This window comes from Pseudomonas syringae, from assembly GCF_021605415.1.
Classification (GTDB): domain Bacteria; phylum Pseudomonadota; class Gammaproteobacteria; order Pseudomonadales; family Pseudomonadaceae; genus Aquipseudomonas; species Aquipseudomonas syringae_S.
Map to the genome: position 1 here is coordinate 44477 of NZ_WKEQ01000015.1, position 20063 is coordinate 64539.

A 20063-nucleotide genomic window follows, 5' to 3' on the forward strand; every position below is an offset into this window, starting at 1 on the left:
GTCCGCTCCCCGTGGCGCGCGCAGCGCCGTGAATGTATCGACCTCAACAGCAAAGCACAGACCGAAGGATGCGCCTGGGAATTTCTGGTGGGTCGGAAAAAGCCGCGCATCATACCAGCAGCGTGAGGGATTTGGCGGCTGATGGCGTCGATCGTCGTCGAAGTTTTGCCGAGCAAACAACTGAGCCATACTGCGCGCTGTTTTGAGGGGGATCGTATGAGCAAGCGCTGGGTGAGAATGTTTGGGCTGGTGAGTCTGTTGATGGCGACAATGCCAGCAGCTTTGGCTGCTTCGGCGCCGCCGTTGACGCAATTGAAAGTCCTCAAGGTCGAGTCGCCGGTCTGCGGCTTTGAAAACATTGCGGCCGGCCAGGAACAGACCCGTTGCGATCACGGCGGGCCGAGCATCAAGGTCTACGTGCTGGAAGTCGGTTACGGCCGCAACGCCCATGTCGCGTTGGACGGTTTTGAAATAAGCGGTACGCGCACGCCGGTCTGCGCCTTCGACACCGGCAATCTGACCGAATGTACGGTCGGAAGAAAAACCGTCGGCTACCTTTACGTTTTCGACCTGGCGGGCAAGCAAAGCGGCATCTTCACCTTCAGCAACACCTCGATCAACGCACCCGGCAATACCATGTCGACGCAGCTTTACATCAAGTAACGCCTGCAACTGAACGACTCAAGGCAAAGCTGACTACGCTTTAAGGAATATTCAGCGGATGGTGCCTATGACCTTCAGAGCCCTGATCACCCTCGCCGAGGGCATTGATGACCTGCAAAGCGTGACCCTGATCGACGTCCTGCGCCGGGCCGGCGTCGAAGTGGTGGCCGCCAGCATCGAATGCCGGCGCATGCTCACCTGCGCTCGCGGCACGCGACTGACCGCCGACGGCATGTTGGTGGATGTGCTGGCGCAGACGTTCGATCTGATCGTCCTGCCTGGCGGCGCCGTCGGTGCGCAACATCTCGCGGCGCATCAGCCGCTGCAACAACTGCTCAGGGATCAGGCCGCCGCCGGCCGTCTGTTCGCCGCCATCGCCGAAGCCCCGGCCGTCGCCCTGCAAACGTTCGGCCTGTTGCGCCAGCGCCGCATGACGTGCTTGCCATCGGCCAGCCATCAACTCAACGGTTGTAGTTTTGTTGACCAACCCGTCGTGGTCGACGGCAACTGCATCACCTCCCAAGGCTCCGGCGCAGCATTGGTTTTCGCGCTGACGCTGGTCGAGCAACTGTGCGGCAACGCGGTTCGAGCGAAAGTGGCGGGGGAGTTGTTGGCCTGAAATTCGTCAGACCTTCACCTCTTCCACTGGCACATGCATCCGATCCCGATTGGCCAGGGTCGGGAACAGTTTGATCCAGACGCCAGTCACCACCAGTGTGCCGATGCCGCCCATCACCACCGCCGGTACGGTGCCGAACCAGTGGGCGGTGATGCCGGATTCGAATTCACCCAGTTGGTTGGATGCGCCGATGAACAGGCCGTTGACCGCGCTGACGCGGCCGCGCATTTCGTCAGGGGTTTCCAGTTGTACGAAGGAGGCGCGGATGACCATGCTGATCATGTCTGCCGCGCCGAGCACCACCAGCACCGCGAGGGAGAACCAGAACGAGGTCGACAGGCCGAAGGCGATGGTGGCGACGCCGAAGATGCCGACGGCGGTGAACATCACCCGGCCGACCTTGCGCTCTACGGCGAACCGCGCCAGATACAACGACATGGCCAGCGCGCCGACGGCCGGTGCCGAACGCAGCAGGCCCAGACCCCACGGCCCGGTCAGCAGGATGTCCTTGGCAAACACCGGCAACAGCGCCGTCGCGCCGCCCAGCAACACCGCAAACAGATCCAGCGAAATGGCGCCAAGGATGTCCTGGCGGCTGCGGATGAAGCGGATACCCGCCAGCAACGAATCCAGCGTCGCCTTGCCTTTGTTCAGCGGCGTCTGGCGTGCCGGCAAATTGAGCATCAGCGTGCAGGCGATTACGTAGAGCAACACCGTCGGGCCGTACACCCAAACGCTGCCGAACGCATAAAGCAGACCGCCAAGGGCCGGGGCAACGATCGTTGCCGATTGTTGTGCCGATTGCGCCGCAGCGACTGCACGCGGGAACAGCGCGCTGGGCACGATGCCCGGCAGCAACGCCTGGGTGGTTGGCATCTCAAAGGAACGCGCTGCGCCCAGCAGGAAGGCGAGAACGAAGATCATCTCGCGGGTGATGTGATCGGTGGCGCTGCCGATGGCCAGCGACAGGGCGATCAAGGCTTGAAGCGACTGACAGATTGCCGCGACTTTGCGCCGGTCATAACGGTCGGCGACGTGACCGGTGTGCAGCATGAACAGCACGCGCGGGGCGAATTCCACCAGCCCGACCAGACCCAGATCGAGGACGTTGCCGGTCAGTTGGTACAGATTCCAGCCGATCGCCACAGTCAGCATCTGGAAGCCGCTGGCAGTGAAGATTCGCGCAAACCAGAACGCGAGGAAGGGACGGTGATGACGTAACAGCAGGGGCGTTTGGCTGGGCATCTGAAGGCAGGTCTTGTACGAGGGGAATGGCGAGACTATCACCAGTCTGTAACCAGAAGTTGCTGGTATAACACATATACTTAGCAAGGCATCGATTTCCCTGGGATGCGACCCGACAGCCGATTCCAGAGCCGCGCGCGATCCATGAGGCAACTTGTCACGCGGCAAAAGACCACGCGGTTCATTGCCGAAAATGGGACTACTCTTTGAGTGTTGCTTGATCCAGATCAAGACCCATCAAGGAATTGATCCGGCGGCCATGAGGCCAGACTCCCCGCGTTGTAATGGTTGTAAAAAAAAGAACGAATTCAAATTCGCCGCACTCAATAAACGTGGGGGCAGTGGAGGCAAAGCCACAAGCCTTGCAGCCGGTATTACCTGACAGAGGAAGACTTATGTTCGGTTTGGAGGCGCTTGATCTCGCCCGAATCCAGTTCGCGTTCACCATCTCGTTCCACATCCTGTTCCCGGCGATCACCATCGGCCTGGCCAGTTACCTGGCAGTGCTCGAAGGTTTGTGGCTGAAAACCCATAACGATACCTACCGTGATCTTTACCACTTCTGGTCGAAGATATTTGCCGTCAACTTCGGTATGGGCGTAGTGTCCGGTCTGGTCATGGCGTATCAGTTCGGCACCAACTGGAGCCGTTTTTCGGACTTCGCCGGTGCCGTCACGGGCCCGTTGCTCACGTATGAAGTGCTCACGGCGTTCTTCCTCGAAGCCGGTTTCCTCGGCGTCATGCTCTTCGGCTGGAACAAGGTCGGACGTGGCCTGCACTTCTTCTCCACGGTGATGGTGGCCATCGGCACGCTGATCTCGACCTTCTGGATTCTCGCCTCCAATAGCTGGATGCAAACCCCACAGGGTTTCGAAATCGTCAATGGCCAGGTGATTCCAACCGACTGGCTGGCGATCATCTTCAACCCCTCATTTCCCTATCGCCTGATGCACATGGCGACGGCAGCCTTCGTGGCCACGGCGTTCTTCGTCGGCTCGTCGGCGGCGTGGCACTTGCTGCGCGGCAAAGACAATCCGGCGATCCGCACCATGCTCTCGATGGCGATGTGGATGGCGCTGATCGTCGCGCCGATCCAGGCGGTCATCGGTGACTTCCACGGGCTCAATACCCTTGAGCATCAGCCGGCGAAAATCGCCGCAATCGAAGGTCACTGGGAAAACAAGGGCGATGAAGCGACGCCGTTGATTCTGTTCGGCTGGCCGGACATGAAAGAAGAGCGAACCAAATTTGCCGTGGAGATTCCCTATCTCGGAAGCCTGATCCTGACGCACTCGCTGGATAAGCAAGTGCCGGCGCTCAAGGAGTTCCCGCCTGAGGATCGGCCGAATTCGACCATCGTGTTCTGGTCATTCCGGGTGATGGTCGGCCTCGGTTTCCTGATGATTTTCACAGGGCTGTGGAGTCTTTGGCTGCGCAAGCGTGGCGGTTTGTATACCTCGCGGCCGTTCCTGTATCTGGCGCTGTGGATGGGGCCGTCCGGGTTAATCGCGATTCTCGCCGGTTGGTTCACCACTGAAATCGGCCGTCAGCCGTGGGTGGTTTACGGCCTGATGCGCACGGCGGATGCGTCCTCCAATCACAGCTTCGCGCAGATGAGCATCACGCTGGTCATGTTCGTGGTGGTGTATTTCGCGCTGTTCGGCGCTGGGCTGGGCTACATGATGCGACTGGTGCGCAAAGGGCCGAAGATCAGCGAAGGCAAGCAGACGCCGGAAGGTGGCCCGGGCAAACCGCGTACACCGGCTCGTCCGCTGTCCGCGGCCGACGATTCCGCCGATGCCGATCACGGCACCGCTCAGCAAAAGGAGATTTGAGTCATGGGTATTGATCTTCCGCTGATCTGGGCCGTGATCATCATCTTCGGCATCATGATGTACGTGATCATGGACGGGTTCGATCTGGGGATCGGGATTCTCTTCCCGTTCATCCCCGGTAAAGTCGACCGTGACGTAATGATGAACACTGTTGCGCCCGTTTGGGACGGCAATGAAACCTGGCTGGTACTGGGCGGCGCGGCGTTGTTCGGTGCTTTCCCGCTGGCTTATTCGGTGGTGTTGTCGGCGCTGTACCTGCCGCTGATTTTCATGCTGATGGGCCTGATTTTTCGCGGTGTGGCGTTCGAGTTTCGTTTCAAGGCCACGGATGAAAAACGTCATCTGTGGGACAAGGCGTTTATCGGCGGCTCGATTGCGGCAACTTTTTTCCAGGGCGTGGCGCTCGGGGCGTTCATCGACGGCTTGCCGGTGGTCAACCGGCAGTTTGCCGGCGGCTCACTGGACTGGCTGACACCGTTCACGATGTTCTGTGGTGTGGCGCTGGTGGTGGCTTACGCCTTGCTCGGCTGTACGTGGCTGATCATGAAGACCGAAGGCAAGCTGCAAGAACAGATGCATGATCTGGCGCGGCCACTGGCCTTTGTTGTGCTGGCGGTGATCGGCATCGTCAGCATCTGGACGCCGTTGAGCCATGCTGAAATCGCCGCGCGCTGGTTCACGCTGCCGAACCTGTTCTGGTTCTTGCCCGTGCCGATTCTGGTGCTGGTGACGATGTATGGCTTGATCCGCGCGGTGGCCCGCAACGCTCACTACACGCCGTTCCTGCTGACGCTGGTGCTGATCTTCCTCGGCTACAGCGGTCTGGGCATCAGCTTGTGGCCGAACATCGTGCCGCCGTCGATCTCGATCTGGGACGCCGCCGCGCCACCGCAAAGCCAGGGCTTCATGCTGGTGGGGACGCTGTTCATCATCCCGTTCATCCTGGGTTACACCTTCTGGAGCTACTACGTGTTCCGCGGCAAGGTGACTCACGAAGATGGCTACCACTAACCGAACATGTGGGAGCGAGACTGCTCGCGATGGCGTCTTCATCGGCGCCATCGATAAACCGAGGATCGAAGCAATGAACAGCAAACCAACATTGGAAGAGATAAAAGACGCCGAAAAAAAACCGCTGCGGCAGCGGCTCGGCTGGTTGGCCCTGATCTGGATCGGCAGCGTCGGCGCACTCTTCATCGTCGCCAGCCTGATGCGCATGTTCATGAACGCGGCCGGCCTGACCACGCACTGAATCATCCCACCCGTTGCCATCCCCAGATGGCACGGTTTCAACCCTCCGAACGGAGGGTTTTTTTTGCCTGTGCTATTTGCGCGCCTTGAGAATCACGAATTTCGGCGTGGCGGCCACTTGCTCGACGCCCCGGAACAAGCGGGCGAGTTTGCTGTGATAGCCCAGGTGACGGTTGCCGACGATGTACAGGGCACCGCCCACTACCAGCGCCTCGCGGGCCTGCTGAAACATGCGCCAGGCGAGGAAATCACCCACCACTTGTTGCTGATGGAAAGGCGGGTTGCACAGCACAATGTCCAGGGATTGCGGTTCCTGACCGGCCAGACCGTCGCCGGCACGCACCGTCACATCGCGTTCGCCCAATGCCGCATGCCAGTTTTCGGCGGCCGATTGCACGGCCATGAACGATTCGTCCACCAGCGTGTAATGCGCGTCCGGGTTTTGCAGGGCGCTGGCGATGGCCAGCACGCCGTTGCCGCAGCCCAGATCGGCGACCCGCGCAGTGCCCAGATTTTTCGGCAAGTGTGGGAGGAACGCCCGAGTGCCGATGTCCAGGCCTTCACGGCAGAAAACGTTGGCGTGATTGAGCAGCTCGATGCCTGGCTCATCAAGGCGATAACGGGTCGGATAGGGCGAGACTGCCGGGGTTCTGGGTTCCGGCGTAGCGATCAGCAGGCGTGCTTTTTTCACTGCCAGCGAAGCCTGCACCGGGCCGATATACCGTTCGAGCAGATCACCGGCGGCGCGGGGTAAATGTTTGATCATCGCTGCCGCCACCACCTCGGCGCCGGGCGCCAATTGACCTTGCAGGCGGATGAGTTGTTCTTCCAGCAACGCGAGCGTTTTTGGTACACGGATCAGCACACGGTCGAAGGGGCCGGGCAACGGTTCGCTGGCCGGGATGCCCTGCACCGCATCAAAGGCCTGGCCGTTGCGCACCAGGTTTTTTTCCAGACCCTGAAAACCCAAAAACGAATCCCCGCTGCTGCTCACCTGCACCTTGCCGGCCAGACTCACGGCCAGGGCGCCGAAACTGTCGTTGAGCACCAGTACCCGGGTAACCGCCGTCGGCTGTTGTTCGGCCAGATGATTGAGCAGGTATTCGTCGGCGGCATCGAAGGCCTGCAACGGTTCGTTCTGCTGTTCGGGCTGGCGAATCAGGTCGAGCTGGGCGAATGGTGTGTCGAGCAAAGGCATGGCGGTGGGGACTCAGGGTGATCAACGGATGTCCCGCGGCCCTGATGGTGTGCGGCGGAACCGTCCGAGTGTACTGCGGCGCAGAAGGGCTGCGTCGTCACTCAGGAAGGTCGCAAATGGTACGTTTTTTCGCTTGGAATACCCACAAGTTTTCTTGGGTGCGGGCAGGCCCGTCTAGATGATTCCGGCTCGCGTGGCCGCGATGACGGCCGAAATCTTGTTGCAGACATTGAGTTTCATAATCACGTTCTGGACGTGGTAATTCACCGTCCGTTCGCTGAGGCTGAGGATCCTGGCGATCTCATACGCAGTCTTGCCGCCCGCTGACAACTTCAATACTTCCAGCTCTCGCGACGACAGGCGTGGTGGGTGAGGATTCTGAGAACCCTGAGGAAGGTTGCGGGTAAACAGGTCGATCAAATGGCTGGTGACGTAAAACAGATAGCCAAAGTGTTCGTACAGCTCCAGCGGGCTGATTGAATGGTGCTTCCGGGCGAGGCTAAGAATGGCGCATCGGCCGCTTTCATCATGAAAAGCTTGCGACCAGCCATGGCGTACCTCCTGCTGTTGCAGGGTTTGCCAAAGATCCGGCGCATGGCAGAACATTTTTTCGCTCCAGACAATCGGTAGCATCGAATGGTTACAGTGAGTTAATACGGGGTCGGTTTCGTTGTAGTGTTCATCTTCATATTTTTGATTCCACTCTTTCGAAAAGTTATTGATTTGCAGGAGTTTTGAATACCGATCGTGTTTGTTTGCCACTATTGTGATGGCACAGAAATTGAAACCGATATTCTCGGTGAGTTTGAGCAGTATCGGAAAAGCTGTTTCTATTCGGCTGGCAAGCGTCAGTTGCTTTAATTGCGATTCCTTCCATATTTCCATCTCGAAACACTCCATGAACATTGACTCTGGGGGTGCAGTCATTTTGGATCCAAAATGTACGGAAACGAGTGTAGGACATTTCCTGCAACAGCGTTTTGACTTTTTTGCTCTTAATAAAAGCCTTCGAGACGACCAATCGTTATTAGTCATCTGGCAACTTTTATATGCAGCTCAACATATCAAAGGGCGGGTTCTTTCAGTTCTTTTACAAAAAACTTATACATGTCCGCACGATGTACAGTGAATACCATTACAAAACATCGGTGTTTAAGGCGATGACTTTGCGGGACACTGTTTCCAATCGTTGATTGGAGACACCCATGACCGCCAGCGCAGAGAAGTTCACCCGCCAGACCTTGCTCGAAGTGCAGCCTTTGACCCCAAGCCTGTTCACCTTGCGTACCACCCGTGATCCCGGCTTTCGCTTTCAGGCCGGACAATTTGCCCGGCTCGGCGTGACCAAGGCCGATGGCAGCACGGTTTGGCGGGCGTACTCCATGGTGTCGTCACCGTTCGACGAGTTTCTTGAATTCTTTTCCATCGTGGTGCCCGGCGGAGAGTTCACCAGCGAACTGAGTCGACTCGCGGTCGGCGACACGTTGATGATCGATCGTCAGGCGTTCGGTTATCTGACCCTGAACCGTTTCGTTGATGGCCGTGACCTGTGGCTTTTATCCACTGGCACGGGCGTCGCGCCGTTCCTGTCGATCCTGCAGGATTTTGAGGTCTGGGAAAAATTCGAGCGCATTATTCTGGTGTACAGCGTGCGTGAGGCGGCGGAACTGGCGTATCAACAGCTGATTGCCGAACTGACGCAACGGGATTATCTGGCGGAATACGCCCATAAGCTGCAGTTCATTCCCACGGTCACCCGTGAACGGCACCCCGGCGCACTGGAAGGCCGCATCACCACGCTTATCGAAAACGGCGAGCTCGAGCGGGCTGCCGGCGTAGCGCTGACGGCGGAGCATTCCCGGGTCATGTTGTGCGGTAATCCGCAAATGATTGATGACACCCGAGCACTGCTCAAGCAACGCGGCATGAGCCTGAGCCTCACACGCAGGCCCGGTCAGGTGGCGGTGGAAAATTACTGGTAAAAAAAACGGCGCCCCGGAGGCGCCATTCATTGCGACGATTGTTCAAGGTTGATTGTTCTGCGCCTTGAGCAAGTCGCGGATTTCGGCCAACAGCAGCTCTTCCTTGGTCGGCACCGGCGGGGCGGATGGGGCCACGGCTTCTTCGCGCTTCAATCGGTTGATGGCTTTGACACCCATGAAGATCGCGAACGCGACGATGATGAAGTCGAGCACGGTCTGAATGAATTTACCGTACGCCAGCACCACGGCCGGAGCCGCGCCATCCGCGGCTTTGAGCGTGACAGCCAGGTCGCTGAAATCCACGCCGCCGATCAGTAAGCCAATTGGCGGCATGATCACGTCGCCGACAAATGATGAAACGATCTTGCCGAACGCAGCACCGATGATGATACCGACGGCCATGTCGACCACGTTGCCTTTGACCGCGAAGGCCTTGAACTCATTGATCACGCCCATAGGTTATTCCTTGTTACAGATGAGTTAGGTGGAGGAGTGTAAGTCAGCAAGACGCATTTTGCCCGACACACTTGCTTACGTAGCTTGCTTGCTATCGACCGACTGACCCTCGAAAAGTTTATATAAGGCGAATGCTCGCGCGCGGTTTAACCGCTCTGCCACAGCCTTTTCCACCCTTTTTTACCTATCGCGCCGTTGCGCTATTTCTATTTAGAATCCTCGCCAGCGGTCACTAGCCTCTGGGGTGCGCATCTGGATGCGCTCTATAACAGAGGAAAAATCAATGAAAACTCAACTTGGCTTCGGGGCTTTTCCCCACCGCCGTACCCTCGGCATCTTGTCTGCCGGTTTGCTCAGTTTCTCCGTGACGGCCGCTCCGCTGACCCGCGACAACGGTGCCGTCGTCGGCGACAACCAGAACTCGCAAACCGCCGGCGCCAACGGCCCGGTGCTGCTGCAGGATGTGCAGTTGATTCAGAAGCTGCAGCGTTTTGATCGGGAGCGCATTCCCGAGCGCGTGGTTCACGCCCGTGGCACCGGTGCCCACGGTACGTTCACCGTCACCAACGACCTCAGCGACTTAAGCAAGGCCAAGGTGTTTGCCGCTGGCCAGATCACCCCGGTGTTCGTGCGTTTCTCGGCCGTGGTGCACGGTGTTCATTCCCCGGAAACCCTGCGCGATCCTCGCGGTTTCGCCACCAAGTTCTACACCGCCGATGGAAACTGGGATCTGGTGGGCAACAATTTTCCGACCTTCTTCATCCGCGATGCCATCAAGTTCCCGGACATGGTGCATGCCTTCAAACCGGATCCGCGCACCAACCTGGATGACGATTCGCGCCGCTTCGACTTCTTCTCTCATGTACCAGAAGCCACGCGCACGCTGACCGAGTTGTATTCCAACTCAGGCACACCTGCCAGCTATCGGGAAATGGACGGTAACGGGGTGCATGCTTACAAGTTGGTTAACGCCAAGGGCGATGTGCAGTATGTGAAGTTTCATTGGAAGAGTCTGCAAGGGATCAAGAACCTTGATCCAAAGGAAGTTACCAAAGTTCAAGGTCAGGATTACAGTCATATGACCCAGGACTTGGTCACGAATATCAATAAGGGTAACTTCCCGAAATGGGACTTGTACGTTCAAGTTGTAAGTCCGCAAGATTTGTCCAAGTTTGATTTTGATCCATTGGATGCGACAAAGATTTGGCCTGGCATTCCGGAACGCAAAGTTGGACAAATGATGTTGAACCGTAATCCGGCGAATGTATTCCAGGAAACCGAACAAGTCGCGATGGCGCCCGCCAATGTCGTTCCGGGTATCGAACCTTCGGAAGATCGACTGTTGCAAGGCCGAGTGTTCTCTTACGCCGATACGCAAATGTATCGCCTGGGCGCCAATGCGCTGCAATTGCCGATCAACGCGCCAAAAGTTACCGTCAATAACGGTAATCAGGACGGGGCCGCCAATATCGGCGCCACCTCCTCGGGCGTGAACTATCAGCCGAGCCGCCTGCAACCGCGCGATGAAGCGCAGGGCGCGCGTTATAGCCAATTGGCGCTGTCGGGCAGCACCCAGCAAGCGAAAATCCAGCGCGAGCAGAACTTCAAGCAAGCGGGCGATCTGTATCGCTCGTACAGCAAGAAGGAACGTCAAGATCTGATCGACAGCTTCGGCGGCTCGCTGGCCACCACCGATGACGAAAGCAAGCACATCATTTTGTCCTTCCTCTATAAGGCCGATCCGGAATACGGCACCGGCGTCGCGAAAGTGGCGAAGGGCGACCTGAGCCGGGTCAAGGCACTGGCGGCGAAACTGGCCGACTGATTGACGCAATGCCCCCACGCGGGGCCTGATTCAGGCCCCCGTTCTGTTTGAGGAGACGGCTGATGCGCCACTGCTTTTATCTGTTGCTGAGTTGCCTGGCTTTGACGGCGCACGCGGCACAGGACCCCGCCGAAATCAAAAGCCAGTTGCAGGATTACTACTTCGATGCCGCCCGTCGCGGCGACGTGCCGATGCTCGATACGTTCATCGAGGCCGGTTATTCCCTCGATACCCGAGACGCCAAGGGCTATACCGCGCTGATCCTCGCGGCTTATCACGGTCGGGGCGAGGCGGTCGAACGCTTGCTCACTGCCGGCGCCGATGCTTGCGCTCAGGATCAGCGCGGTAACACAGCGTTGATGGGCGCCATCTTCAAGGGTGAACTGCAGATCGCCCGGCGCTTGATGCGCAGCGATTGCAGTCCCGATCAACGCAACGGCGCCGGGCAGACGGCGGCGATGTACGCCGGGTTGTTCAAGCGTGTGGAATTGCTCGACGCCCTCAAGGCCCGCGGCGCCGATCTGAATGCCGAGGATCCATTGGGCAACAGCGCCACGCGTCTGGCCAACGGCGAAATCCGTACCGCTGCGCCGCGCTGATTCACGACGTCTGCGTTATCATCGCGGTTTTTGTCGGGGGTTCAGATGGCCAAGGCCAAGCGCATGTTCGGCTGCACGGAGTGCGGCGCAACCTTTCCCAAGTGGGCCGGCCAGTGTGGCGAGTGCGGCGCCTGGAACACCCTGACTGAAACCATGATCGAAAGCGGCGGCGCCACGGCGCCGACCGGGCGAACCGGTTGGGCGGGGCAGCAGGCGCAAATCAAGACCCTGGCCGAAGTCAGTGTTGAAGAGATTCCACGGTTTTCCACCGCATCCGGTGAGCTTGACCGTGTGCTCGGCGGTGGTCTGGTCGACGGCTCGGTGGTGCTGATCGGCGGTGACCCGGGGATCGGCAAATCGACGATTCTGTTGCAAACGTTGTGCAACCTCGCCAAGAGCATGTCGGCTCTGTACGTCACCGGCGAAGAATCCCAGCAACAAGTGGCGATGCGCGCCCGGCGTCTTGGTTTGCCCCAGGATCAACTGCGGGTGATGACCGAAACCTGCATCGAAACCATCATCGCCACCGCCCGCGTCGAAAAGCCCCGAGTAATGGTGATCGACTCGATCCAGACGATTTTCACCGAACAACTGCAATCGGCGCCCGGTGGGGTTTCACAGGTGCGCGAGAGCGCAGCATTGCTGGTGCGCTACGCCAAGCAGAGTGGCACGGCGATTTTCCTTGTCGGCCATGTGACCAAAGAAGGCGCGCTGGCTGGGCCGCGCGTGCTGGAACATATGGTCGACACCGTGTTGTATTTCGAAGGCGAGTCGGACGGTCGGTTGCGTTTGCTGCGGGCGGTGAAGAACCGTTTTGGCGCGGTGAACGAACTCGGCGTGTTCGGCATGACCGACAAGGGTTTGAAAGAAGTCTCCAATCCTTCGGCGATTTTTCTCACGCGAGCTCAGGAAGAGGTCCCGGGCAGTGTGGTGATGGCAACGTGGGAAGGCACCCGGCCGATGCTGGTTGAAGTGCAGGCGCTGGTGGACGACAGTCATTTGGCCAATCCGCGTCGGGTGACGCTCGGTCTGGATCAGAACCGCTTGGCCATGTTGTTGGCGGTGCTGCATCGACATGGCGGGATCCCGACGCACGATCAGGATGTGTTCCTCAACGTGGTGGGTGGTGTGAAAGTGCTGGAAACTGCTTCCGACCTGGCGTTGATGGCGGCCGTCATGTCGAGCCTGCGCAACCGGCCGTTGCCCCACGACTTGCTGGTGTTCGGTGAAGTCGGTTTGTCCGGCGAAGTGCGCCCGGTGCCAAGCGGACAAGAGCGCCTGAAAGAGGCGGCCAAGCACGGCTTCAAGCGCGCGATCGTGCCCAAGGGCAACGCGCCGAAGGAAGCCCCGCCGGGGTTGCAGATCATCGCCGTGACCCGCCTCGAACAAGCCCTCGACGCCCTCTTCGAATAACCACCCAACAAGACCTGTGGGAGCGAGCAGGCTCGCTCCCACGTTTGATGTGTGCGAACTTCAGAGTTCGATCAGGGCGCCCAGCTCTGCTTCCAGTTCTTTCGCATCGGCCAGGTTAAGCTCGATCAACCGCCGCAACCGCTGGATCGACTCAAGGCTGATGTGCCGACACTCAAAACCCAGATGACCATGATCGTCATGGGCCAGGTGCACATCCATTTCGATGTCGACGTCATCGCTCAAATGAATGTCGACGAAAAAATCCTGCTGCGGATCCCCGCGCCACGGCTCGGGTTTTTCGATCAGCAGCCCTTTTAGCGACAGATCGATCAGCTTCACTGGCCAGGTGAATTCGCCCTGGCTCAGTTCGGTTCGGGCATCGAACGCAATTCGTTTGAAACGACGACGATTGGCTGGGTGTTCGCTCATGGCGCAATCCTCCGGACATTCGCTGACTATAGACCCGCATTGTTCAAGCGTGCCAGCGCGGGCGGGCGACTCAGACCAACGTCGGGGTATGGCCTTTATCGTCAGTAGCGCTAAACTCGGGGTGGCTGTCTTTCTTGTCCACTCTGGCTGGAATATAAAAATGAAAAATAATAATAGCCTGCTGCGCCACCTACCCTGGCTGCTGCTGGCAATCGTAGGAGCGTGCGCCCTGGGCGTAGTGGCATTGCGCCGAGGCGAGGCGATCAACGCCTTGTGGATTGTGGTCGCTGCCGTGGCCATTTATCTGGTTGCTTACCGCTATTACAGTCTGTTCATCGCCAACAACGTGATGCAACTGGATCCGCGTCGGGCCACCCCCGCCGTGCTCAACAACGATGGTCTGGACTATGTGCCGACCAACAAACACATTCTTTTCGGTCACCACTTCGCGGCAATCGCTGGCGCGGGACCTCTGGTCGGCCCGGTACTGGCGGCGCAGATGGGCTATTTGCCCGGTACGCTCTGGCTGATCGCCGGTGTGGTGCTGGCGGGCGCGGTGCAGGACTTCATGGTGCTGTTCATGTCGACCCGTCGCAACGGCCGTTCACTGGGCGACATGGTGCGTGAAGAAATGGGCCGCATTCCCGGCACCATTGCACTGTTCGGCTGCTTCCTGATCATGATCATCATCCTCGCGGTGCTGGCACTGATCGTGGTCAAAGCACTCGCCGAGAGCCCGTGGGGCATCTTCACGGTGATGGCGACCATCCCGATCGCGATGTTTATGGGCATCTACATGCGCTACATCCGTCCGGGTCGTATCGGCGAAATTTCCGTGGTCGGTGTATTGCTGCTGCTGGGGTCGATCTGGCTGGGCGGGCAGATTGCCGCCGATCCGGTATGGGCCAAGGCCTTCACCTTCACAGGCGTGCAGATCACCTGGATGCTGGTCGGTTACGGTTTCGTTGCCGCCTCGTTGCCGGTCTGGCTGATCCTTGCGCCACGCGACTATCTGTCGACGTTCCTCAAGATCGGCACCATCGTCGCCCTGGCGATCGGCATTCTGGTGACCATGCCCGAGCTGAAAATGCCGGCGCTGACCCAGTTCGTCGACGGCACCGGCCCAGTGTGGAAGGGCGGGTTGTTCCCGTTCCTGTTCATCACCATCGCCTGCGGTGCGGTTTCCGGCTTCCACGCACTGATTTCCTCCGGTACCACGCCGAAGTTGCTGGATAACGAAACCAACGCCCGTTACATCGGTTACGGCGGCATGCTGATGGAGTCATTCGTGGCGATCATGGCCATGGTCGCTGCCTCGGTGATCGAGCCTGGCGTGTACTTCGCCATGAACAGTCCGGCGGCTGTCGTCGGCAGTGACGTGGTGTCGGTTGCGCAAGTGGTTACCAGTTGGGGTTTTGCGATTACGCCTGAGGCGCTGCAAGCCGTGGCGAATGACATCGGCGAAACCACCATCCTCGCCCGTGCCGGCGGTGCACCGACCCTGGCGGTGGGTATTGCGCAGATCCTGCACAGTGTCCTGCCGGGTGAAAACACCATGGCATTCTGGTACCACTTCGCGATCCTGTTCGAAGCGCTGTTCATCCTGACTGCTGTCGACGCCGGCACCCGTGCCGGTCGTTTCATGCTGCAGGATCTGCTCGGTTCTTTTGTTCCGGCTCTCAAACGTACCGAATCCTGGACGGCCAACCTGATTGCCACTGCCGGTTGTGTGGCGATGTGGGGCTGGTTGCTGTATCAGGGCGTGATCGATCCACTGGGCGGCATCAACACCTTGTGGCCGCTGTTCGGTATCTCCAACCAGATGCTGGCCGGTATCGCGCTGATGCTCGGCACCGTGGTACTGATCAAGATGAAGCGTCAGCGCTACATTTGGGTCACCCTGTTGCCGGCAACCTGGCTGCTGATCTGCACCACGACGGCGGGCTTCATCAAGCTGTTCGACGCCAATCCTGCGATCGGCTTCCTGTCGCTGGCCAAGAAATACAGCGATGCGCTGGCCAATAACCAGATCCTCGCACCGGCGAAAAGCGTCGAGCAGATGCAGCACGTGATCTTCAACGCCTACACCAACGCAACACTGACCGCGCTGTTCCTGTTTGTGGTGTTCAGCATCCTGTTCTATGCGCTCAAGGTCGGTATCGCCGCCTGGGGCAAAAAAGAGCGTACGGATAAAGAATCGCCATTCCAGGCTTTGCCGGATGCGTAACTCGAGGAATGCACCATGTTCAATGACCTGAGTCGCCTCGGTAAATACCTCGGTCAGGCTGCGCGCCTGATGGTCGGCATGCCCGACTACGACACCTACGTCGAGCATATGCAGACCAAACACCCGGACAAACCGGTGATGAGCTACGAGATGTTCTTCCGCGAACGTCAGGAAGCCCGTTACGGTGGCAAGGGTGGGCCGAAGTGCTGTTGATCTGACAGCGTTAGGGCCAACGCTATCCCCCTGTGGGAGCGGGCTTGCTCGCGAAAGCGTAATGTCAGTTGACGAATAAGTCGGCTGACACACCGCTTTCGCGAGCAAGCCCGCTCCCACAGTTGTTTTGTGTCGTTCATTAATCAGGAGATCGAGTTTTGTCCTCTCCCATTCCGGTAACAGTCCTTAGCGGTTTCCTCGGCGCCGGCAAGACCACCTTGCTGCGCCACCTGCTGAAAGCCGAACACGGCCTGAAAATCGCCGTGATCGAAAACGAATTCTCCGACGCCGGCATCGACACCCAGTTGCTGGGTGACGAGCCGGTGCAAGTCATGACCTTGGCCAACGGCTGTGTCTGCTGCACGATTCACACTGATTTGACCAAAGCCCTGTACCTGTTGCTCGAACGACTGGACAGCGGCGAAATCGCCTTCGACCGACTGGTGATCGAGTGCACCGGCCTCGCCGATCCGGCTCCGGTGGCGCAGACGTTTTTTATCGATGAAGAATTGCGCGACCGCTACATCCTCGACGGCATCATCACGCTGGTGGACGCGGCTCACGCAGAAGATCACCTGGCCCAGACCATCGCCCAGGCGCAGATCGGTTTCGCCGATCGCTTGCTGGTGAGCAAAACCGATTTAGTCGACGAGGCGACGTTCACCGCGCTGAGTGAACGCCTGTCACGGATCAACCGCCGGGCGCCGATCCGCGTGGTCGAGCACGGCAACATAGACCTGGCCGAATTGCTTGATGTGCGTGGCTTCAACCTGAATGCCGATATCGGCGGCGGATTGAGCCTGCGTCCAGTGAGTCAGGCGCCGTCGATCGACCGCATTTCCAGTCTGGTGCTGCGTACCGGGCAGCCGCTGGATATCGATCGACTCAGCGAGTTCATGAACGAACTGCTGGAAGCACACGGCAAGCAATTGCTGCGTTACAAAGGCGTGCTGAACATTGCCGGGGAAGATCGGCGGCTGGTGTTTCAGGGGGTTTTGAAACTCTACGGTTTTGACTGGGACACCGAATGGGCCGAGGGCGAGACGCGGGAAAGTGTGATCGTGTTCATCGCCGATGATTTGCCGGAAGAGACGATTCGGGCGGGTTTTGCCAAGGTGGCGGCGGGCTGATTATTTTGTGGTGCCTGTGAAGGCCTCATCGCTGGCAAGTCAGCTCCCACAGCTTTTGGGTTGGGCACAGAACGTGTGAACACCCTAGACCCCTGTTGGAGCCTGGCTTGCCAGCGATAGCGGCCGATCAGCCAACACAGCCCAACAATGTGTCCCCGAGATTGTCCAGATGCCGGTTCAGCAGCAGGGTGGCTTTCGCTACATCCCTACATTCCACCGCACCCACAATCGCAACATGCTCGCGCCATGCGCAACAAGCGAGCGCATCTGCGTCACATCGCGCAATTGCCAGTGATGTCAGCGGCACCAGACTTCCCAAAAAATGCGCCAACGGTGCATTCCCCGCCATTTCAGCCAAGCGCAGATGAAACTCCCCGGATAAGCGTATCGCTGCGCCGCGTCGATGCTGTTCGGCCGCCTGGCGCTCGCGCTCGATCAGTGTGCGCAAGCGTTTCACATCGTCGGCACGCGGCTGCTGGGACGCCAGGTGCACCAGCATGGTTTCGGTCAGCCGCCGCGCATGCAGCGTCTGGCGGGTCTGTTCAACATTGACGTCGGCCAGGCGCGGCCGATGATTGGCGCGCAACACAACAATCTGTTGATGCGACAACTGCGTCAGGACTCGGCGAATGTCCGTACGGCTGGCATTGAACATCTGCCCGAGGCTTTCCTCGGTGAAGCGTGTGTCGATGCGCTGATCGAGAATCGCGTCGAACACGCGCGGATACAGGTCATCCACCGACGCACGCAGGCGCGAAAAGGGCAGGGCGCGGGTGCTCTGGCGGTTGGGCTGTGGCATGGCAAGACTGTTCATGACCTGTCTCCAGTAAGTGGTTCAACTGCCGAGGTTGTCATCCGGAATGTTCAGTTCGATGCCCATCCGCTGGCCCTCGCGCAGAATGTGCCGACGCATTTCGGCGCTGGCCTGGGCACTGTTTTTGCTGCGAATGGCGCGGACGACGGCTTCGTTTTCTTCCAGACGCTCGGCCAGATGTTCCGGCGAATTGCGCAGCACCTCGGCGCTCTGCTTGAGGGCGTTGCTGGTTTGCTGAACGACGCTTTGGAAGATCGGGTTCGAAGTCAGGGTGAAGAGTTCTTCGTGGAACGCAATGTAGGCGCTGACCCCGGCTTCGCTGTCGCCGGCGTCGAGCGCTTCGCGCATGTCCATCAATGTCAGGCGTAACTGGCCGACTTCCTTGCTGCTGATCGACTGCGCGACAAGACCGACGATGAACGGTTCGAGGGTGTAGCGCAGTTGCAAGACGTCTTCGAGGCTGGCACCGGCGACTGCGCTGTCGTGGCTTTGGCTGTCGCTGAGTTGGGCGTCGAGGACGACCACGCCTTTGCCCGGCATCGAGCGCACCAGGCCGAGGGTTTCCAGGACAATCACCGCTTCACGCAGGCTCGGGCGGCTGATGCCCAATTGCTCGGCGAGTTCGCGCTGGCCCGGCAGCATGTCGCCGGAACGCCATTGACCCCGGGCCAGTGCGGCGCGGAGTTTTTCTACGACTGAGTTGACGACGGTTGAGGTGGTAATCACGTGTTGGCTCCATGAACCTCCAGAAACACCGCAAGTCAGATCAAAAGATCGCAGCTTGCGGCAGCTTCTACAGGGTTGAAATCAGAATTCCTGCTGGTGTGCGGGAATCACTGGTTTACGCGGCTGAAAGGTGTAGCCCTGCTGGCCGCTGAGTACTTTGTTTGCTCGTTGCACGTCGATGTCTTTTTCCCAGCGGGCGATGGCCACGGTGGCGACGCAGTTGCCGATCAGGTTGGTCAGCGCCCGGCCGATGCCCATGAACCAGTCCACCGCCAGTACAAGCACCAGACCAACCACCGGAATCGCCGGGATCGCGGTCAATGTCGCAGCAAGAATCACCAGTGCCGAACCGGGGATACCATGGGCGCCTTTGGAAGTAATCAGCGACACCAAAAGAATCGTCAGCAAATCGGTCATGGCCAGCGGCGTACCGGTGGCGTTGGCGATGAACACGATGGCCAGGGTCAGGTAGATCGAAAAACCGTCGAGGTTGAACGAGTAGCCCGTAGGAATGACCAGCCCGACGGTCGAGCTGCCGATGCCCAGGTGTTCGAGTTTGCGCATGATCTGTGGCAACACGGCGTCGGACGAAGCCGTACCCATGACGATCAGCAATTCTTCACGCAGGTACTTGAGCAGCGGCCACATGCGCAGGCCCGATACGCGCATGACCAGACCCAGAATCAACCCGACGAACGCTATGCAGGTCAGGTAAAACAGGCCGACCAGACTGCCCAGGTGTTGCAGCGAATCGAGGCCGTATTTGCTGGTGGTGAAGGCAATGGCGCCAAACACGCCAATCGGCGCCAGACGCACGATCATGCCCATGATCCGGAAGATCACATGGCTCAGTTCGTTGATCAGTCGCGAGATGCCCGAAGCGGCTTCGCCGACCAGATTCAACGCGCTGCCGAACAACACCGAGAACAGCAGCACTTGCAGGATGTTGTTGTCGGCGAAGGCGCCGATCACCGAGGTCGGGATCAGATCCATCAGAAACTGCGTGGTGGTGTGCATATGCTGGCCGCGTTGGGCGATGTCGCCCATGTCGGCGGCGGACAATTGCTCCAGATGAATATTCGCGCCGCTGCCGATACCGGTGCTGAAGGCGAACACCAGGCCGATCACCAAAGCGATGGTGGTCAGCACTTCAAAGTAGATGACTGATTTGAGGCCGATACGCCCGACCTTTTTCAGGTCGCCTGCGCCGCTGATGCCGCTGACCACTACGCAGAACACGATCAGACCGATGAGCATCTTGATCAGTTTGATGAAGCCGTCGCCGAGGGGTTTGAGCTGGGCGGAATATTCGGGAAGGGTCAGCCCGCAGACGATGCCGAGCACCAGTCCGAGAACCACTTGGAGGAAGATTGAACGCGAGCACCATCTGAGCATGGGAGGAATCCTGGTCGGTGTCCTGGCTGCCGGCGCTTGCGCG

Annotated in this window: 20 protein-coding genes; 12 read left to right on the forward strand and 8 right to left on the reverse strand. The window is 58.9% G+C overall.

Annotation, left to right across the window (positions count from 1 at the left end; all coding sequences use genetic code 11):
* The first annotated feature begins 216 nt into the window (after positions 1-216).
* Positions 217-663 (forward strand): DUF4879 domain-containing protein, encoded by a 447-nt coding sequence (locus tag GIW69_RS12990; RefSeq protein WP_236483080.1) that lies wholly within the window; start codon positions 217-219, stop codon positions 661-663.
* Positions 664-730: 67 nt separating this feature from the next.
* A complete protein-coding gene (locus GIW69_RS12995; protein WP_236483082.1) occupies positions 731-1282 on the forward strand; it encodes a DJ-1 family glyoxalase III in 552 nt (183 codons plus the stop codon).
* Between the two features lie 6 nt (positions 1283-1288).
* On the opposite strand, the gene GIW69_RS13000 is transcribed toward GIW69_RS12995, so the two are convergent.
* Positions 1289-2527 (reverse strand): MFS transporter, encoded by a 1239-nt coding sequence (locus GIW69_RS13000; RefSeq protein WP_236483083.1) that lies wholly within the window; start codon positions 2525-2527, stop codon positions 1289-1291.
* 395 nt (positions 2528-2922) lie between these two features.
* On the opposite strand from GIW69_RS13000, the gene GIW69_RS13005 reads away from it, so the two are divergent.
* The 3 genes from GIW69_RS13005 to GIW69_RS13015 all read left to right on the forward strand — a co-directional run bounded on the left by GIW69_RS13005 (position 2923) and on the right by GIW69_RS13015 (position 5614).
* A complete protein-coding gene (locus GIW69_RS13005; protein ID WP_236483085.1) occupies positions 2923-4362 on the forward strand; it encodes a cytochrome ubiquinol oxidase subunit I in 1440 nt (479 codons plus the stop codon).
* A gap of 3 nt (positions 4363-4365) precedes the next feature.
* Positions 4366-5373 carry a cytochrome d ubiquinol oxidase subunit II gene (gene cydB / locus GIW69_RS13010; protein WP_236483087.1) on the forward strand — a complete coding sequence of 336 codons (1008 nt, stop codon included), beginning with the start codon at positions 4366-4368 and terminating at the stop codon, positions 5371-5373.
* Between the two features lie 73 nt (positions 5374-5446).
* Positions 5447-5614 (forward strand): DUF2474 domain-containing protein, encoded by a 168-nt coding sequence (locus tag GIW69_RS13015; RefSeq protein WP_236483088.1) that lies wholly within the window; start codon positions 5447-5449, stop codon positions 5612-5614.
* A gap of 72 nt (positions 5615-5686) precedes the next feature.
* Here the strand turns inward: GIW69_RS13015 and GIW69_RS13020 are convergent, their stop codons facing one another.
* Both GIW69_RS13020 and GIW69_RS13025 read right to left on the reverse strand, forming a co-directional pair.
* Positions 5687-6811, reverse strand: a complete 1125-nt coding sequence (locus GIW69_RS13020) for a class I SAM-dependent methyltransferase (protein WP_236483089.1) — start codon at positions 6809-6811, stop codon at positions 5687-5689.
* Between the two features lie 174 nt (positions 6812-6985).
* Positions 6986-7696 carry an autoinducer binding domain-containing protein gene (locus GIW69_RS13025; RefSeq protein WP_236483090.1) on the reverse strand — a complete coding sequence of 237 codons (711 nt, stop codon included), beginning with the start codon at positions 7694-7696 and terminating at the stop codon, positions 6986-6988.
* A 320-nt stretch (positions 7697-8016) separates the two neighbouring features.
* Here GIW69_RS13025 and GIW69_RS13030 point away from each other — a divergent pair, with 320 nt between their 5' ends.
* Complete coding sequence (locus GIW69_RS13030) at positions 8017-8793, forward strand: ferredoxin--NADP reductase (protein WP_236483091.1); 777 nt, start codon at positions 8017-8019, stop codon at positions 8791-8793.
* Between the two features lie 42 nt (positions 8794-8835).
* Here the strand turns inward: GIW69_RS13030 and mscL are convergent, their stop codons facing one another.
* Positions 8836-9249, reverse strand: a complete 414-nt coding sequence (gene mscL / locus GIW69_RS13035; protein ID WP_236483092.1) for a large-conductance mechanosensitive channel protein MscL — start codon at positions 9247-9249, stop codon at positions 8836-8838.
* A gap of 283 nt (positions 9250-9532) precedes the next feature.
* On the opposite strand from mscL, the gene GIW69_RS13040 reads away from it, so the two are divergent.
* From GIW69_RS13040 to radA, 3 genes are all read left to right on the forward strand, one after another.
* Positions 9533-11074: a catalase gene (locus tag GIW69_RS13040; RefSeq protein WP_236483093.1), complete on the forward strand. Its 1542-nt coding sequence runs from the start codon at positions 9533-9535 to the stop codon at positions 11072-11074.
* Positions 11075-11136: 62 nt separating this feature from the next.
* Positions 11137-11673, forward strand: coding sequence for an ankyrin repeat domain-containing protein (locus tag GIW69_RS13045; RefSeq protein WP_236483094.1), 537 nt, complete (start codon positions 11137-11139; stop codon positions 11671-11673).
* 45 nt (positions 11674-11718) lie between these two features.
* The gene (gene radA, locus GIW69_RS13050; protein WP_236483095.1) at positions 11719-13086 is read left to right on the forward strand and encodes a DNA repair protein RadA; all 1368 of its coding nucleotides are present in this window, start codon (positions 11719-11721) and stop codon (positions 13084-13086) included.
* 60 nt (positions 13087-13146) lie between these two features.
* Here the strand turns inward: radA and GIW69_RS13055 are convergent, their stop codons facing one another.
* Complete coding sequence (locus GIW69_RS13055) at positions 13147-13515, reverse strand: PilZ domain-containing protein (protein WP_236483096.1); 369 nt, start codon at positions 13513-13515, stop codon at positions 13147-13149.
* A 160-nt stretch (positions 13516-13675) separates the two neighbouring features.
* Here GIW69_RS13055 and GIW69_RS13060 point away from each other — a divergent pair, with 160 nt between their 5' ends.
* The 3 genes from GIW69_RS13060 (at position 13676) to yjiA (ending at position 17085) form a co-directional block, all read left to right on the forward strand.
* The gene (locus GIW69_RS13060; protein ID WP_236483097.1) at positions 13676-15742 is read left to right on the forward strand and encodes a carbon starvation CstA family protein; all 2067 of its coding nucleotides are present in this window, start codon (positions 13676-13678) and stop codon (positions 15740-15742) included.
* A gap of 15 nt (positions 15743-15757) precedes the next feature.
* The gene (locus GIW69_RS13065; protein WP_003228401.1) at positions 15758-15955 is read left to right on the forward strand and encodes a YbdD/YjiX family protein; all 198 of its coding nucleotides are present in this window, start codon (positions 15758-15760) and stop codon (positions 15953-15955) included.
* Between the two features lie 158 nt (positions 15956-16113).
* The gene (gene yjiA / locus GIW69_RS13070) at positions 16114-17085 is read left to right on the forward strand and encodes a GTPase (protein ID WP_236483098.1); all 972 of its coding nucleotides are present in this window, start codon (positions 16114-16116) and stop codon (positions 17083-17085) included.
* Positions 17086-17212: 127 nt separating this feature from the next.
* Here yjiA and GIW69_RS13075 read toward each other — a convergent pair whose 3' ends face one another.
* The 3 genes from GIW69_RS13075 to GIW69_RS13085 all read right to left on the reverse strand — a co-directional run bounded on the left by GIW69_RS13075 (position 17213) and on the right by GIW69_RS13085 (position 20020).
* Entirely contained in the window at positions 17213-17899 is a 687-nt protein-coding gene (locus tag GIW69_RS13075; RefSeq protein ID WP_236483099.1) for a GntR family transcriptional regulator, read from the reverse strand.
* 21 nt (positions 17900-17920) lie between these two features.
* Positions 17921-18625 (reverse strand): FadR/GntR family transcriptional regulator, encoded by a 705-nt coding sequence (locus GIW69_RS13080; RefSeq protein ID WP_236483100.1) that lies wholly within the window; start codon positions 18623-18625, stop codon positions 17921-17923.
* 81 nt (positions 18626-18706) lie between these two features.
* On the reverse strand, positions 18707-20020 hold the full coding sequence (locus GIW69_RS13085) for a C4-dicarboxylate transporter DctA (protein WP_236483101.1): 1314 nt from the start codon (positions 20018-20020) through the stop codon (positions 18707-18709).
* Positions 20021-20063: the final 43 nt, after the last annotated feature.

What these genes read in the sequence shown, in the direction of transcription:
- GIW69_RS12990 (WP_236483080.1), top strand. Translation starts at nt 217, where the DNA reads ATGAGCAAGCGCTGGGTGAGAATGTTTGGGCTGGTGAGTCTGTTGATG.
- GIW69_RS12995 (WP_236483082.1), top strand. Translation starts at nt 731, where the DNA reads ATGACCTTCAGAGCCCTGATCACCCTCGCCGAGGGCATTGATGACCTG.
- GIW69_RS13000 (WP_236483083.1), bottom strand. Translation starts at nt 2,527, where the DNA reads ATGCCCAGCCAAACGCCCCTGCTGTTACGTCATCACCGTCCCTTCCTC.
- GIW69_RS13005 (WP_236483085.1), top strand. Translation starts at nt 2,923, where the DNA reads ATGTTCGGTTTGGAGGCGCTTGATCTCGCCCGAATCCAGTTCGCGTTC.
- cydB (WP_236483087.1), top strand. Translation starts at nt 4,366, where the DNA reads ATGGGTATTGATCTTCCGCTGATCTGGGCCGTGATCATCATCTTCGGC.
- GIW69_RS13015 (WP_236483088.1), top strand. Translation starts at nt 5,447, where the DNA reads ATGAACAGCAAACCAACATTGGAAGAGATAAAAGACGCCGAAAAAAAA.
- GIW69_RS13020 (WP_236483089.1), bottom strand. Translation starts at nt 6,811, where the DNA reads ATGCCTTTGCTCGACACACCATTCGCCCAGCTCGACCTGATTCGCCAG.
- GIW69_RS13025 (WP_236483090.1), bottom strand. Translation starts at nt 7,696, where the DNA reads ATGGAAATATGGAAGGAATCGCAATTAAAGCAACTGACGCTTGCCAGC.
- GIW69_RS13030 (WP_236483091.1), top strand. Translation starts at nt 8,017, where the DNA reads ATGACCGCCAGCGCAGAGAAGTTCACCCGCCAGACCTTGCTCGAAGTG.
- mscL (WP_236483092.1), bottom strand. Translation starts at nt 9,249, where the DNA reads ATGGGCGTGATCAATGAGTTCAAGGCCTTCGCGGTCAAAGGCAACGTG.
- GIW69_RS13040 (WP_236483093.1), top strand. Translation starts at nt 9,533, where the DNA reads ATGAAAACTCAACTTGGCTTCGGGGCTTTTCCCCACCGCCGTACCCTC.
- GIW69_RS13045 (WP_236483094.1), top strand. Translation starts at nt 11,137, where the DNA reads ATGCGCCACTGCTTTTATCTGTTGCTGAGTTGCCTGGCTTTGACGGCG.
- radA (WP_236483095.1), top strand. Translation starts at nt 11,719, where the DNA reads ATGGCCAAGGCCAAGCGCATGTTCGGCTGCACGGAGTGCGGCGCAACC.
- GIW69_RS13055 (WP_236483096.1), bottom strand. Translation starts at nt 13,515, where the DNA reads ATGAGCGAACACCCAGCCAATCGTCGTCGTTTCAAACGAATTGCGTTC.
- GIW69_RS13060 (WP_236483097.1), top strand. Translation starts at nt 13,676, where the DNA reads ATGAAAAATAATAATAGCCTGCTGCGCCACCTACCCTGGCTGCTGCTG.
- GIW69_RS13065 (WP_003228401.1), top strand. Translation starts at nt 15,758, where the DNA reads ATGTTCAATGACCTGAGTCGCCTCGGTAAATACCTCGGTCAGGCTGCG.
- GIW69_RS13075 (WP_236483099.1), bottom strand. Translation starts at nt 17,899, where the DNA reads ATGAACAGTCTTGCCATGCCACAGCCCAACCGCCAGAGCACCCGCGCC.
- GIW69_RS13085 (WP_236483101.1), bottom strand. Translation starts at nt 20,020, where the DNA reads ATGCTCAGATGGTGCTCGCGTTCAATCTTCCTCCAAGTGGTTCTCGGA.